The organism is Pseudomonas sp. TH31 (assembly GCF_016650815.1).
Classification (GTDB): domain Bacteria; phylum Pseudomonadota; class Gammaproteobacteria; order Pseudomonadales; family Pseudomonadaceae; genus Aquipseudomonas.
In genome coordinates this window covers 39,224-53,972 of sequence record NZ_JAEKEZ010000006.1, presented here as the reverse complement: position 1 = coordinate 53,972, position 14,749 = coordinate 39,224, and the positions used below count along the sequence as shown (strand labels likewise).

Sequence of the window (14,749 nt, the reverse complement as noted above, 5' to 3'; positions counted from 1 at the left end):
TCGAACTCGCGGAGGCACAAACCGTATCAAAGATGAATGACAGCCAGGTCAAGCCGACCGTAATCCCCCTCGCTGTGCTCGCTTCGGGGTGGAACATGATGGACTTTCATCACTTGGTCGCCTTGCAGGGTTTCCAGGTGGATATCGAAGCCCCAGAGTCGATGCAGGTGCTTGAGCACTTCGTCGGTGGACTCGCCCAGCGGTTTGCGGTCATGTTGCTGGTGGCGCAGGGTCAGGGAGCGGTCGCCGCGTCGGTCGATGCTGTAGATCTGGATGTTGGGCTCGCGATTGCCCAGGTTGTATTGGGCCGCCAGGGTTTCGCGAATGGTCCGGTAGCCGGGTTCATCGTGAATGGCCGGGACCAGCAGATCGTCCTTCTGGTCGTCATCGAGAATGCTGAACAGCTTCAGGTCGCGGATCACCTGGGGTGACAGGTACTGCAGGATGAAACTCTCATCCTTGAAGCTGCTCATGGCGAACTTGATGCTCGGCAGCCAGTCGGTGCCGGCGACGTCCGGGAACCAGCGGTAGTCTTCTTCGGTCGGGTGTTCACACATGCGCCGGATGTCCCGGTACATGGCAAAGCCCAGGGCATAGGGGTTGATGCCGCTGTAGTAGGGGCTATCAAAACCTGGCTGCATTACCACGCTGGTATGGGACGTCAGGAACTCCATCATGAAGCCGTCGGTGACCAGGCCTTCGTCGTAAAGGTCGTTCATCAAGGTGTAGTGCCAGAACGTTGCCCAGCCTTCGTTCATCACCTGGGTCTGGCGCTGTGGATAAAAATACTGGGCGATCTTGCGCACGATCCGCACGATTTCACGCTGCCAGGGTTCCAGCAGCGGCGCGTGTTTTTCGATGAAGTACAGGATGTTTTCCTGAGGTTCGGCGGGGAAGCGTGCGTTGTCCTTGTCACTGTACTTGTCGGCACCTTTTGGAATGGTGCGCCACAAGTCGTTGATCTGTTTCTGCAGGTGCTCTTCACGATCCTTCTGCCGACGCCGTTCTTCTTCGGCGGAAATCGGATACGGACGTTTGTAGCGGTCGACCCCGTAGTTCATCAAGGCGTGGCAGGAATCGAGCAGATCTTCCACCGCGTCGATGCCGTGGCGCTCCTCGCATTGCATGATGTACTGCTTGGCGAACACCAGGTAATCGATGATCGAGCTGGCGTCAGTCCAGGTGCGGAACAGGTAATTACCCTTGAAGAAACTGTTATGGCCATAGCAGGCGTGAGCCACCACCAGCGCCTGCATGCAGATGGTGTTTTCTTCCATCAGATAGGCAATGCATGGGTCGGAGTTGATCACGATCTCGTAGGCCAGCCCCATCTGGCCGCGGCTGTAGGATTTCTCGGTACTGAGGAAGTGTTTGCCGTAGGACCAATGGTGATAACCCAGCGGCATGCCAACGGAGGCGTAGGCGTCCATCATTTGCTCGGCGGTGATCACTTCGATCTGGTTGGGATAAGTATCCAGGGCATAACGAGCTGCCAGGCGACTGATTTCTTTGTCGTAGGCCTGGATCAGCTCGAACGTCCATTCGGAGCCGGTGGAAATGGGTTGGCGCTTCTGCTCTTTGGCGGTCATGTCACTAACCTGCGCTGGAAGAGTTCACGGAAGACCGGATAGATATCCCCGGCCGAGACCAGTTGCTGTTGGGCAAAAGTGTCAGAGAAGGCTTCGGCGATGCGTTCGTACTCGAACCACAGGGCCTGGTGTTCGCGAGGGGTTATCTCAACATAAGTGTAGTACTGCACAAACGGCATGATCTGGTTGATCAGGATGTCGCGGCAGATGGGTGAGTCATCATTCCAGTTGTCGCCGTCGGAAGCCTGGGCGGCATAGATGTTCCACTCGTTGCTCGGATAACGCTCAGCCATGATCTCCTGCATCAGTTTCAAGGCACTGGAGACGATCGTGCCGCCGGTTTCCCGGGAATAGAAAAACTCTTCTTCATCCACTTCCCGCGCACTGGTGTGGTGGCGGATGAACACAACGTCGATCTTGTCGTAGTTACGCTTGAGAAACAGGTACAGCAGGATGAAGAAGCGCTTGGCGATGTCCTTGGTCGCTTGGGTCATCGAGCCGGAGACGTCCATCAGGCAGAACATTACCGCTTTGGAGCTGGGGTTCGGCTGCTTGATGAGCAAGTTGTACTTGAGGTCGAAAGTATCGAGGAACGGCACCCGGTGAATGCGCGCGCTGAGTTTCTCGATTTCGGCTTCGATTTCCTGGATGTCGCCAAAGTTGTCCGGTTCTTCCCGTTTGAGTCGCAGCAACTCCTCTTTGGCTTCGCGCAGTTTTGCCCGGCTGCTGCCGGACAGGGCGATACGCCGGGCATGGGCCGAGCGCAGGGTGCGGATAATGTTGATCCGCGACGGGTTGCCCTCGTTACTGATGCCTGCACGAACCGTCTTGAAGGTGTCGGTCCCGGTCAGGTTGCGCTTGACCAGGTTCGGCAGCTCGAGGTCCTCGAACATGAATTCGAGGAATTCCTCCTGGGTGATCTGGAAGACGAACTCATCCATCCCTTCACCCGAATTACCGGCCTTGCCGGGGCCTCTGCCACCGCCACCTCCGGGTGGTCGGGCAATGTGCTCGCCGCTGGTGAATTCCTTGTTGCCGGGGTGTACGACGGTCTGCTTGCCGCCTCGACCATGGTGAAGCACCGGTTCGTCGATGTCGCGACCGGGAATGCTGATCTGTTCGCCATGTTCCATATCGGTAATGGAACGCCGGCTGACCGCCTCTTCGACGGCCTTTTTGATGTGATCACGGTAGCGCCGCAGGAACCGCTGGCGGTTCACCGTGCTCTTGTTCTTGCCATTGAGACGTCGGTCGATCACATAGCTCATGACTGCTCCTTAGAAGCTGTCCTGAAAGGGGCGAGCGGTTATGCAGCATCGGACCGGTGCCAAGGGATGATCACGCTCCCCCAAGCGCTTTTGGATGCTGCCTGAACCTCGCTACCGACTTTCGAACACCTTCCAGAGGTCTGTGTAACAGAAAATGCGCACACAGGCCTCTGGCTGACGACAACCGGTCTTACCGGCAGCGGGTTACTGTGATTTTCTGACCCGCAGGTACCACTCGGACAGCAGTCGTACCTGTTTGTCGGTGTAGCCGCGCTCGACCATCCTTGTGACGAAGTCGTTGTGCTTTTGCTGGTCCTCTTTGCTGGCCTTGGCATTGAAGCTGATGACCGGCAGCAGGTCCTCGGTGTTGGAGAACATTTTCTTCTCGATGACCACCCGCAGTTTTTCGTAGCTGAGCCAGGTCGGGTTCTTGCCGTTGTTGTTGGCCCGGGCACGCAGTACGAAGTTGACGATTTCGTTGCGGAAATCCTTCGGATTGCTGATACCGGCCGGTTTTTCGATTTTTTCCAGTTCTTCGTTGAGCGCTACACGATTGAGGATTTCGCCGGTTTCCGGGTCGCGGTATTCCTGGTCCTGGATCCAGAAGTCGGCGTACAGCACGTAGCGATCGAAGATGTTCTGCCCGTACTCGCTGTAAGACTCGAGGTAGGCGGTCTGGATCTCCTTGCCGATGAACTCGATGTAGCGTGGTGCCAGGTACTCTTTCAGGAAGCGCAGATAACGCTCGCGGGTTTCGGCCTGGAATTGTTCCTGTTCGATCTGCTGTTCCAGCACGTAGAGCAAATGCACCGGGTTGGCGGCGATTTCGTGCGGATCGAAGTTGAAGACCTTCGACAGGATCTTGAACGCGAACCGGGTCGACAGGCCGTTCATGCCTTCATCGACGCCAGCGTTGTCGCGGTATTCCTGGATCGACTTGGCCTTCGGATCGGTGTCCTTGAGGTTCTCGCCGTCATACACGCGCATCTTGGAGTAGATGTTCGAGTTTTCCGGCTCCTTGAGGCGCGAGAGCACGGTGAACTGGGCGAGCATTTTCAGGGTGTCGGGTGCGCAATGGGCCTTGGCCAGCGAACTGTTGAACAGTAGCTTGTCGTAGATCTTCACTTCGTCGCTGACCCGTAGGCAGTACGGGACTTTGACGATGTAGATCCGGTCGATGAACGCTTCGTTGTTCTTGTTGTTGCGGAAGGTGTGCCACTCCGATTCGTTGGAGTGAGCCAGCAGGATCCCGGTGAACGGAATCGCGCCCAGGCCCTCGGTGCTGTTGTAGTTGCCTTCCTGGGTCGCCGTCAGCAATGGGTGCAGCACCTTGATCGGTGCCTTGAACATTTCGACGAATTCCATCAGGCCTTGGTTGGCCCGGCACAGTGCGCCCGAGTAGCTGTAAGCGTCGGCGTCGTTCTGTGGGAATTCTTCCAGTTTGCGGATATCGACCTTACCCACGAGTGCCGAGATGTCCTGGTTGTTCTCATCACCCGGCTCGGTTTTGGCCACGGCGATCTGGTTGAGGATCGAGGGGTAGAGTTTCACCACGCGGAACTGGCTGATGTCGCCGCCAAATTCGGCCAGGCGCTTGGTGGCCCATGGCGACATGATGGTGTTGAGGTAGCGGCGCGGGATGCCGAAGTCTTCCTCGAGGATCGCGCCATCTTCAGTGGCGTTGAACAGACCCAGGGGCGACTCGAATACCGGTGAGCCCTTGATGGCGTAGAAGGGCACTTTCTCGATCAGCTGTTTGAGCTTTTCGGCCAGGGACGATTTACCGCCACCGACGGGGCCGAGCAGGTAGAGGATTTGTTTTTTCTCCTCGAGACCCTGAGCGGCATGGCGGAAATACGACACGATCTGGTCAATGCATTCTTCCATCCCGTGGAAGTCTTCAAAGGCCGGATAGCGGCGAATCACCTTGTTGGAAAAGATTCGCGACAGTCTCGAGTTGGCCGAGGTGTCGAGCAGCTCCGGTTCACCGATGGCCAGCAGCAGACGCTCGGCGGCGGAAGCGTAGGCGCTGCGTTCCTTTTTGCACAGCTCAAGATACTCTTGCAGCGAGAGTTCTTCCTGGCGTGTGGACTCGAAGCGTTGTTGGAAGTGGCTAAAGATACTCATGACGTCACCTCGCTCGATACGTGGAGCCGACGCCGGATCATTCAGTCGATGCTGGCAGCAACCGAACAGGCAGTTGCTGTTTACCCCCCAGAACTCTTTCGCAGCTGACTGCCCCGAAAGCTACTCCCGATGACCCGCGCGCCGGTGTACCGGCTCTCCCCTGTTTTGGATGGCCTGCGCTTAAGGATAGTTGGGAATTCGGGAGGTAAAGGCGAGATACGTAATTAGTTGTGGCAGACCGTTCGTCTGCCACTGCGCGAGCCCGCGGGGGCCGGGGCTTGCGCGTTACAAAAAAATTATTCGGCGGTACCTTGTGCGGTTTCCGCGGGATAAGTCGTGCGCCACAACTCGAAACCGCCATCCATGCTGTAGACGTCGGAGAAGCCCTGGCTGATCAGGTACGCCGCTGCGCTCTGACTGGAGTTGCCGTGATAGCAGACCACCACGGTCGGTGCATCAAGGTCGGCGGCGCGGATGAAATCCGAGATGGAAACGTTGTCCAGATGCTTCGAACCACTGATATGCAGCGCGGCAAACGTTGCCGGATCGCGGACATCGACCACCACTGCGCCTTGTTCGCGCAGGGCTTGGGCCTGTTCTGGGGGATACGTTTGAATTCGCTCATGGCGGGCTCCTGTGGCTCGGCTGAAAGCGCAGTCTAGCGCTGGGCGCTGGCTGACGTTTGTTCGGGAATAGGGGAGGCGACTGGTGGTTTGGTGTGACCCTGCTCGTCGCATTTGCAGCTCAGGCGCTCCAGGGTATCGACGTTCATCAAGGTCAGGGCACCACCCCAGACGCAGCCGGTGTCGAGGGCAAAGATGCCCGGCTCGTCACACTTGCCTTCAAGGGCTGCCCAATGACCAAAGATGATCTTCAGGCCTTTGGTCTTGCGCTCCTTGTACTTGAACCACGGGGCGTAACCCGGCGGCGCGGTGTCGGCGCCTTCCTTGCCCTTGAGGTCGAGCTTGCCTTCGCTGGTGCAGAAGCGCATGCGGGTGAAATAGTTGGTGATCACTCGCAGACGATCAACGCCGGTGAGGTCACTGTTCCATTTGGTCGGCTCGTTTCCGTACATGCCATCCAGATAAGGGGCGAAGAGGTTGTCGTCACGCAGGGCGGCCTCGACTTCGCCAGCGCACTTCAAGGCTTTGCGCAATGACCATTGCGGCGGTATGCCGGCATGGACCAAGGCGATGTGGCGCTGTTCGTCGTAGTGCATGAGTTTTTGCTGGCGCAGCCACTCAAGCAACTCGGCACGGTCAGGCGCTTCGAGGATCTCGCGCAGGGTGTCATTTTTCTTCAGGCGTTCGATGTTATGCCCGGCGGCCAGCAAGTGCAGATCATGGTTGCCGAGTACGCATACCAGCGATTCGCGAATGCTAAAGAGGAAGCGCAAGGTTTCCAGCGACTGCGGGCCGCGGTTGACCAGGTCACCCACCAACCACAGACGGTCCCTGGCAGGGTCGAAGGCGACTTGCTTGAGCAGGCATTGCAGCGGTTCGAGGCAGCCTTGCAGGTCGCCGACGGCGTACGTTGCCATCAGTGCAGGGCTCCGGGCACCGCGAGGCGGAACGGCGCGATCACGGCATCGAAGTGCTTGCCGTCGTCGGCGAGCATCTGGTAGGTGCCTTGCATGGTGCCGACCTTGGAGGTCATGACGGTGCCGCTGCTGTAAGTGTGGCTGTTGCCCGGACCGATCAACGGCTGCTGGCCGACAACGCCTGCACCGCGCACCTCTTCGACATGCCCGTCGCCATCGGTAATGACCCAGTGCCGCGAGAGCAGCTTGGCGGCGAGCTCGCCATTGTTCTGCACGGTGATGGTGTAGGCGAAGGCAAAGCGTTCGTGCTCGGGTTGCGATTGTTCTGCCAGATAGCGAGTGACGACGCTGACGTTGACCTGATAACGAGGATCGGACATGCAAGAGGCCTTAAAAACGAAGCGGGACGCGGGGCGTAGCTGATGGGATTCAGTCTAGGCCAAGTATCGGGTAGTAAACCAGACATCGCGTCTGGCGTCCTACCCGATAACTCTCATCGCCTGTCAGTCGGCGACGGGCGCCTGCAGGACTTGTTCGCTGAGTTTGTCGGCCAGGCGCACGAAGGCGGCCAGGTCGAGTTGCTCGGGACGCAGGCTGCCATCGACACCGGCCGCTTCGATCTCGTCGTTGCTCAGCAGCAACTTGAGGGTGTTGCGCAAGGTCTTGCGGCGCTGGTTGAAGGCTTCGCGCACGACGCGCTCCAGCAGCTTGTGATCCTTCGCCGGGTGCGGCAGTACCGCGTGAGGCACCAGGCGTACGATGGCCGAATCGACTTTCGGCGGCGGATTGAACGCTCCCGGACCAACGTTGAACAGATGTTCAACCCGGCAGTGATACTGAACCATGATCGACAGGCGACCCCAATCACCACCGCCAGGGCCTGCTGCCAGACGCTCGACCACTTCCTTTTGCAGCATGAAGTGCATGTCGCGAATGATGCCGGCGTTGTTCAGCAGGTGGAAAATCAGCGGCGTGGAGATGTTGTACGGCAGGTTGCCGACTACACGCAGGCTATTCGGCGCCGCGTTCAGGCTGTTGAAGTCGAACTTCAGCGCGTCGCCCTGGTGCAGGTTGAAATTGCTCATGCCGGCGAATTGCTGGTTGAGGATCGGGATCAGGTCCTTGTCCAGCTCCACCACGTCCAACTGTGCGCCGCTGTTGAGCAGGCCTTGTGTCAGTGCACCCTGGCCCGGGCCGATTTCCAGCAGGCGGTCTTCAGGCTTGGCGCGGATGGCGCGCAGGATGCGATCGATAACGCCGGCATCGTGCAGGAAGTTCTGGCCAAAGCGTTTGCGCGCCTTGTGTTGGTAGTGCTCGGTCATAAACGGGTCTCGGCCATCTGATAGGCGGTTTCCAGGGCGACTTGCAGGCTGCCGGTGTCGATTTTTCCGCTGCCGGCCAGGTCCAGGGCAGTGCCGTGGTCCACCGATGTGCGAATGATCGGCAAGCCGAGGGTCACGTTGACTGCCGCGCCGAAGCCTTTGTACTTCAGCACCGGCAGGCCCTGGTCGTGGTACATCGCCAGCACTGCGTCGCAGTGCTCCAGATATTTGGGGGTAAACAGAGTGTCGGCGGGCAGGGGACCGCGAAGGTCCATACCCTCGCCGCGCAGGCGCTCTAATGTGGGTTCGATGATGTCGATTTCTTCATGGCCCAGGTGTCCGCCTTCACCGGCGTGGGGGTTGAGCCCGCACACCAGGATGCGTGGCTGGGCGATGCCGAATTTTTTGCAGGTCGGTGTACAGAATCCGCGTAACCCGCTCCAGGCGCTCCGGGGTGATTGCATCGGCAATCTCGCGAAGCGGCAGGTGAGTGGTGACCAGCGCCACGCGCAATCCGCGTGTAGCGAGCATCATCACCACTTGTGCGGTATGGGTCAGGTCGGCGAGAAATTCCGTATGCCCGGAAAAGGCGATCCCGGAGTCATTGATCACGCCCTTGTGCACTGGCGCGGTGATCATCCCGGCGAAATGCCCGTCCAGGCAGCCTTGGCCCGCGCGCGTCAGGGTTTGCAGAACGAAAGCGGCATTGGCTTTGTCCAGTTGCCCGGCGGTGACCTTGGTGTTGAGCGGTGTATCCCAGACATACAAGCTGTTGGCCGGAGCAGGAACGTCCGGCCAGTTATCCGGTGTGACCGGCAGCAGGTCGACGACCACGCCCAGTTGCGCGGCCCGCTCGATGAGCAGGTCGCGGTTGGTAATGGCAATCAGGGGGTGTGGCTGGGCTTGCGAGGCGAGCAGCAGGCACAGGTCAGGACCTATGCCGGCCGGCTCGCCGGGGGTCAGCGCGAAACGCTTGGGTTTCACTGTGCTGCCTGGTCTGCACCAGGGAGTTTGATCTCTACGTACGCTTCGTCACGGATCTGACGCAGCCAGGTTTGCAGCTCTTCGTCGTATTTGCGGTTACGCAGTACGGTCATCGCTTGTTGCTCGCGGGCCTGGGCGGTGCTGTCTGTGGCGCGACGGCCAAGGACTTCCAGAATGTGCCAGCCATATTGAGTCTTGAACGGCTTGGACAGCTGACCTTGCGGGGACTTGGCCATCACTTCGCGGAATTCAGGGACCACGGCATTCGGGTCGATCCAGTTCATGTCGCCGCCGTTGAGGGCGGAACCCGGATCTTCCGAGTAGCTTTTCGCCAGTTCGGCAAAGTCTTCGCCCGCTTCGATACGGGTGTAGAGCGACTGAACCAGCGCCTTGGTTTTTTCTTCGTCGCGAATCGGGCTCGGTTTGACCAGGATGTGACGCACATGCACTTCGTCGCGCATCTGAGTCTCGCCGCCACGTTTCTCGAGAATCTTCAACATAATGAAGCCGCCGGGAGTACGCATTGGCTGGGTCACGTCGCCGATGGCCATGGTGCTCAGCATGCGATCGAACGGGGGTGGCAATTGAGCGGCTTTACGCCAGCCCATGTCGCCGCCTTCGAGTGCGGTTTCGCTGGCGGATTTGGCGATTGCCAACTGACCGAAGTCAGCGCCTTGCTTGAGTTGCTGGTAAACCGCGTCCGCTTGTTTGGCAGCATTCTGAATGGCGTCGGAGTTGGCGCTTTCCGGCGTAGGAATCAGGATGTTGGCCAGGTGGAACTCTTCGGACAGCTGCATTTTGCCCAGGTCGGAGGCGAGGAAGTTCTTCACTTCCTGCTCGGACACCTGGATGCGTTCGGCCACACGACGCTGACGCACACGGCTGATAATCATCTCGCGACGAATCTGGTCACGCGCGTCGTCATAAGACAGACCGTCGTGAGCCAGAGCGGCGCGGAATTGCTCGAGCGACATGTTATTGCGCTGGGCGATGGTGCCGACGGCCTGGTTCAGCTCTTCATCGGTAATGCGGATGCCGGAACGGTCGCCGATCTGCAATTGCAGGTTTTCGACGATCAGGCGCTCCAGTACCTGCTGGTCCAGCACGCTGGCCGGCGGTACCGCAGCGCCGCGTTTGGCAATGGTTTGCTGAACTTCGTGGACCCGTTGGTCCAGTTGGCTCTGCATGACCACGTCGTTGTCGACGATGGCCACCACTTTGTCGATGGACTGCACCGCGGCGTTAGCCGCGGTACCCAGGAACAGCGCGCCCAGCATCAGCGGGCGCAGACAATCAGAAAGCTTGGTCTTCACGTTCACGATAACCTTGAATGCCTTTGTCGAGGAAACTCTCTACTTTGGCGCCAGTCAGGCCGCCGAGTCCCTTCAGAACAATTTGGAGGAAGACGCCATGGTCGCCTTTTTCGTTTTGCGGAGCTTCCTGACTGAACTCGTCATAGGAAACCCAGTAACGGTTGATCAGGCGCAGTTTCCAGCAGCAGTTGTCGTACTCGAAACCACCGAAGGCTTCCAGGGTACGGTTGCGGTTGTAGTCGTACTGCCAGCGGCTGATGGCGTTCCAATGCGGCACGATCGGCCACATCACCGAGAAGTCGTGCTGTTTGATCTTGTAGTAGTCCTTCACGTAGCCAGGCGTGCCCGGGGTACCGTAGTCACCGCCGCCCACTGTCCATTTACCGGTGGTCTGGTCGTAACGGACCTGGTCATTGCGATAGCGATAACCGGCGTTGATGATCTTGTTCGGGTTGTCTTCAGGCTGGTAGTGGAACATCGCGCTGCCCGAGCGCGGGCTGCGGCTGTCCGGGTCCCAGTTGTAATCGGCCGTGGTGCGCCAATCGCGGTTCCAGCGATATTCGTATTCCAGCGCATAAGGCGAAACGTTGGAGTGCGCGTCCTGACGGGTTTTCGGGTCGATACCCGGCAGCTGTACTTCGCGGTCCTTGAAGTAGACGGCTTGACCGACGCTGACACGTTGGCGTTCGAAACCGTTGTCTTCAATCCAGCGGTTGGTCACGCCCAGGGACAATTTGTTCTCGTCACCGACGCGGTCGGAGCCGGAGAAGCGGTTGTCACGGAACAGCGACGCGTAGTTGAACGTGTATTCGCTGGTGTCGAATACCGGGATGTCTTCCTGATTTACCTCTGGTACATAGAGATAGTAAAGACGCGGTTCGAGGGTCTGGCGATAGTTCTTGCCGAACCACTGGGTATTACGATCGAAGTACAGGCCGCTGTCGATGCTTGCAATTGGCACCCCGCGGTTCTGGTTGCGATCGTAAGTGCCGTTGAGCTTGTTCTGATCCGCGGTCTGGGCCGCGATCTGGGACTTGCCAGTGCCGTCCAGATCCAGGTCGTACTGCGTGTACTGGTATTTGAGCGTTGGCTTCAGGAAACCATAAGTCCAGTTCAGCGGCAGGCTAACGGCGGGTGCCAGGTTTAGACGATCGCCGGTGGCGCGAGCCAGCCCTTGAACGTTGTTATCCAGGCGGGGGGTAATGTTCCCGTTTTCATCGGAGAAGTTGCCGTTTTGCAGATCACGGTCGAACCGCACGAGTTCAGTGTTATACGAGAAGTTCAGACCTTCCGGGTGATAAGGCAGCGCACCGTCGAAGGTGATCTGCGGCAAACGATCGTACGGCGTGATGTTCGAAACGGTCGCCAGCTGATAAGCCTGAGCATTCAAGCGTGCAGTGTAGCTATCGCCACGGTAGGTAACGGAACCCTGCTGATTCACGTAATCCGCGCTTTTCACGCCAATCTGGTCAGTCTGCAGATCCTGGAAGTAATACGGATCGCTGATCTTGGTGTAGTCGACTTGCGTGAACACGCGTGAGTCGAGGCCACCCTTGTGCTGCCAGTTGTACATGTAGCGGGTTTTTTCGTAATCGGACTGCTTGCTGCGCTCGGTATCGTCGTCGTTGAGGTACGCGGCGCCGAACTGACCTTCGCTGGACTTGGTCAGGTAACGGAACTCGCCTTCCACCAACATGCCGCGCTTGCTCATGTAGCGCGGGTACAACGTGGCATCGTAGTTCGGTGCCAGGTTGAAGTAGTACGGCGTGACCAGCATGAAGCCAGTGTCGGTGCCGGTGCCGATGGTCGGCGGCAGGAAACCGGATTGGCGACGGTTGTCGATCGGGAAGTAGATGTATGGCGTGTACAGGACAGGAATGTCCTTGACCCGCAGCGTCACGTTGGTCGCGGTACCGAAACCGGTCGCCGGGTTCAAGGTGATGTTATTGCCCTTGAGCTGCCAGGCGTTGCTGTTCGGTTCGCACGTGGTGTACGTACCATCCTTGAGGCGGATGATCGCGTTTTCGGCACGTTTGGCGTACAGCGCGTTACCGCGGATACGGGATTTGTGCATCACGTATTCAGCGTTATCGACCTTGGCTTCACCGGTGTCGAGTTGAACTTCGGCGTGGTCGCCCACGATCAGTGCGCCGTTGTCACGAACGCGCACGTTGCCGCTCAGTTCGCCACGGCTCTCGGCCTGGTACAGGCTGGCTTCGTCGGCTTCGGCCTGCATGCTGCCCTGACGCAACACCACGTCACCGGCCAGCGTGCCGACCTGACTTTCGGTGTTATAGCGCGAAGCCTTGGCGCCGATAAAGGTCGGTGCGTCACTTTTATTCGTCTTGTCATTCATGCCAGGACGAATGGGTTCGATATAGGAACCAGAGCAGTAAGGACCGGTTTCGGCCAACTGCGCAGCAGTGAGGTTCTCACGCGGAACCCAGTCGAGGTGACTGTAGTCTGCGCTACGGGACTTCAGGCCACGGCCTTTGGCTTCGGTCACCAGCACCGGCTTGGTGCCGGTGTCTTGGTCGACGCTGCCGGAACGGGCATCAGCCGGGGCTTCGCCAGTGGCGGTGACTGCGCTGCCGTCATGGACGGGTCGCGGCGGCAATGCTGCTGCCGGCGACTTTGGCGCACAGTTCCAGGCACCCGAAGCAGAGACTGAGCAGTCATACTGTTCCGCGGCGACCACGTAGGAAGTGGCTAGGGGTTGCAGGGCCAGCAAACTGCCGGTAACCAACAACGGAAATTTTTTACGAAACGCGGGGGATTTCAATGCCATCTTATTAGTCCGGGCTTCCTGCGTGCCATCTGCCCGCGGTGTGGGCCGCACGCCTCTCGATGGTCTGAAAAAGATGCTGGATAATAAAGCATGACCCGCTTGACGGCTAGCGCCGTCGGAGACCCTTGTAATGCCTGACCAAGATGTACGCTTGCAACACCTGAAAGTTTGGCTTGATGAACAACTGGCGACCCTCTTCGCAGCGCAAGGTTGGGGCGCCGTGCCCCCGGCCACGTTGACTGCGGCCAGTAGCGACGCGAGTTTCCGGCGCTATTTCCGCTGGGAAGGCGAGGGCAGAAGTTTCGTCGTGATGGACGCTCCGCCCCCCAGGAAAACTGCAAACCCTTCGTGGATATTGCTTTTCTGCTGGCGAAATCCGGAATAAATGTGCCGAAAATTTATGCCGAGGACCTCGACCGCGGTTTTCTTTTGCTCAATGACCTGGGCAACAAGACTTATCTGGACGTGATCGACAGCGAAAACGCCGACGATTTGTTCAAGGATGCCCTGCAGGCGTTGCTGGCTTATCAGCAGTTGCCGATGGTGGCGCCGCTGCCAAGTTATGACGTGGCGTTGCTGCGTCGCGAGTTGGAACTGTTCCCCGAGTGGTACGTGAAACAAGAGCTGGGCATCGAGTTTGACGCCGCGCAGCAAATGCTCTGGCAGCAAGTCAGCGATCTGCTGATTGACAGTGCCCTGGCCCAGCCAAAAGTGTTGGTGCACCGCGACTTCATGCCGCGCAACCTGATGCTCAGCGTGCCGAATCCCGGCGTGCTGGACTTTCAGGACGCGGTTTACGGCCCGGTCACCTACGACATAACCTGCCTGTTCAAGGACGCGTTCCTCAGTTGGCCCGAAGAGCGCGTGCTCGCCTGGCAGCAAGATTACTGGCAACAGGCCGGCGCGCTGGGCATCCCGGTCCAGCCTGACTTTGAAGAGTTCCGGCGTGCCAGCGACCTGATGGGCGTGCAACGTCACCTGAAAGTGATCGGCATCTTCGCCCGCATCTGCCACCGCGACGGCAAGCCGCGCTACCTCGCCGACGTGCCACGCTTCTTTGCTTATATAGACGCCGTGATTGCTCGCCGCCCTGAGTTGGTGGAGTTGGATGTGTTGCTGGCCAGTTTGCGTTCCGGAGCCACTGCATGAAGGCAATGATTCTGGCTGCGGGTAAAGGCGAACGCATGCGCCCGCTGACCCTGACCACGCCAAAACCGCTGGTGCGTGCCGGCGGCGTGCCGTTGATCGAGTATCACCTGCGCGCCCTGGCGGCTGCCGGGTTTACCGAGATCGTGATCAACCACGCCTGGCTCGGTCAGCAGATCGAAGACTACCTGGGTGATGGTTCGCGCTATGGCCTCAGCATTCAGTACTCGCCGGAAGGTGAGCCGCTGGAGACCGGCGGCGGGATTTTCCGCGCCTTGCCGTTGCTGGGTGATGAAGCGTTTGTCGTGGTGAACGGTGATATCTGGACCGATTATGACTTCAACGCGCTGCGCCAACCCATTGTCGGGCTGGCCCACCTGGTGCTGGCGGATAACCCGGCCCATCACCCGGCCGGGGACTTCCTGCTGGTCGACGGCCAGGTTCGCGATGGCCAGCCGGATACCAAGACGCTGACCTACAGCGGCATCGCGGTGCTGCACCCGGACCTCTTCGAGGGCTGCACCTGCGGCGCATTCAAGCTGGCGCCGCTGTTTCGCAAGGCCATGGCCGCCGGAAAAGTCTCGGGTGAGCGTTTGAACGGGCATTGGGTAGATGTCGGTACGTACGAACGCCTGGCCGAAGTCGAAACCTTGATAGAAGCGAGCCGCTGAC

The 14,749-nt window shown here is 58.9% G+C and carries 9 protein-coding genes and 3 pseudogenes; 2 read left to right on the top strand and 10 right to left on the bottom strand.

Annotated features, from left to right (window positions below; all coding sequences use genetic code 11):
* Window positions 1–26: 26 nt before the first annotated feature.
* The 10 genes and pseudogenes from JFV26_RS03345 to JFV26_RS03300 all read right to left on the bottom strand — a co-directional run bounded on the left by JFV26_RS03345 (window position 27) and on the right by JFV26_RS03300 (window position 12,931).
* The gene (locus JFV26_RS03345) at window positions 27–1,589 is read right to left on the bottom strand and encodes a SpoVR family protein (protein ID WP_201189718.1); all 1,563 of its coding nucleotides are present in this window, start codon (window positions 1,587–1,589) and stop codon (window positions 27–29) included.
* On the bottom strand, window positions 1,586–2,857 hold the full coding sequence (locus tag JFV26_RS03340) for a YeaH/YhbH family protein (RefSeq protein WP_201189715.1): 1,272 nt from the start codon (window positions 2,855–2,857) through the stop codon (window positions 1,586–1,588). The genes JFV26_RS03345 and JFV26_RS03340 overlap by 4 nt, the downstream gene beginning before the upstream one ends.
* A gap of 204 nt (window positions 2,858–3,061) precedes the next feature.
* Window positions 3,062–4,984, bottom strand: coding sequence for a PrkA family serine protein kinase (locus tag JFV26_RS03335; protein WP_201189713.1), 1,923 nt, complete (start codon window positions 4,982–4,984; stop codon window positions 3,062–3,064).
* A gap of 296 nt (window positions 4,985–5,280) precedes the next feature.
* Window positions 5,281–5,609 (bottom strand): annotated as a pseudogene (glpE, locus tag JFV26_RS03330) (thiosulfate sulfurtransferase GlpE).
* A gap of 33 nt (window positions 5,610–5,642) precedes the next feature.
* Complete coding sequence (locus tag JFV26_RS03325; RefSeq protein ID WP_201189709.1) at window positions 5,643–6,524, bottom strand: symmetrical bis(5'-nucleosyl)-tetraphosphatase; 882 nt, start codon at window positions 6,522–6,524, stop codon at window positions 5,643–5,645.
* Window positions 6,524–6,904 carry a Co2+/Mg2+ efflux protein ApaG gene (gene apaG / locus JFV26_RS03320; RefSeq protein WP_201189707.1) on the bottom strand — a complete coding sequence of 127 codons (381 nt, stop codon included), beginning with the start codon at window positions 6,902–6,904 and terminating at the stop codon, window positions 6,524–6,526. Before apaG ends, JFV26_RS03325 begins: the two co-directional genes overlap by 1 nt.
* A gap of 123 nt (window positions 6,905–7,027) precedes the next feature.
* The gene (rsmA, locus tag JFV26_RS03315) at window positions 7,028–7,846 is read right to left on the bottom strand and encodes a 16S rRNA (adenine(1518)-N(6)/adenine(1519)-N(6))-dimethyltransferase RsmA (RefSeq protein WP_201189705.1); all 819 of its coding nucleotides are present in this window, start codon (window positions 7,844–7,846) and stop codon (window positions 7,028–7,030) included.
* A pseudogene (pdxA, locus tag JFV26_RS03310) lies at window positions 7,843–8,830 on the bottom strand (4-hydroxythreonine-4-phosphate dehydrogenase PdxA). The gene rsmA and the pseudogene pdxA overlap by 4 nt, the downstream one beginning before the upstream one ends.
* Window positions 8,827–10,149 carry a peptidylprolyl isomerase SurA gene (surA, locus tag JFV26_RS03305; RefSeq protein ID WP_201189703.1) on the bottom strand — a complete coding sequence of 441 codons (1,323 nt, stop codon included), beginning with the start codon at window positions 10,147–10,149 and terminating at the stop codon, window positions 8,827–8,829. Before surA ends, pdxA begins: the two are co-directional and overlap by 4 nt.
* Entirely contained in the window at window positions 10,124–12,931 is a 2,808-nt protein-coding gene (locus JFV26_RS03300; RefSeq protein ID WP_201189701.1) for an LPS-assembly protein LptD, read from the bottom strand. Before JFV26_RS03300 ends, surA begins: the two co-directional genes overlap by 26 nt.
* 130 nt (window positions 12,932–13,061) lie before the next feature.
* Here JFV26_RS03300 and JFV26_RS03295 point away from each other — a divergent pair.
* Together JFV26_RS03295 and murU are read left to right on the top strand one after the other, a co-directional pair.
* Window positions 13,062–14,080, top strand: a pseudogene (locus tag JFV26_RS03295) (aminoglycoside phosphotransferase family protein).
* The gene (murU, locus tag JFV26_RS03290) at window positions 14,077–14,748 is read left to right on the top strand and encodes an N-acetylmuramate alpha-1-phosphate uridylyltransferase MurU (RefSeq protein ID WP_201189699.1); all 672 of its coding nucleotides are present in this window, start codon (window positions 14,077–14,079) and stop codon (window positions 14,746–14,748) included. The pseudogene JFV26_RS03295 and the gene murU overlap by 4 nt, the downstream one beginning before the upstream one ends.
* The last annotated feature ends 1 nt before the right edge of the window (window position 14,749 follow it).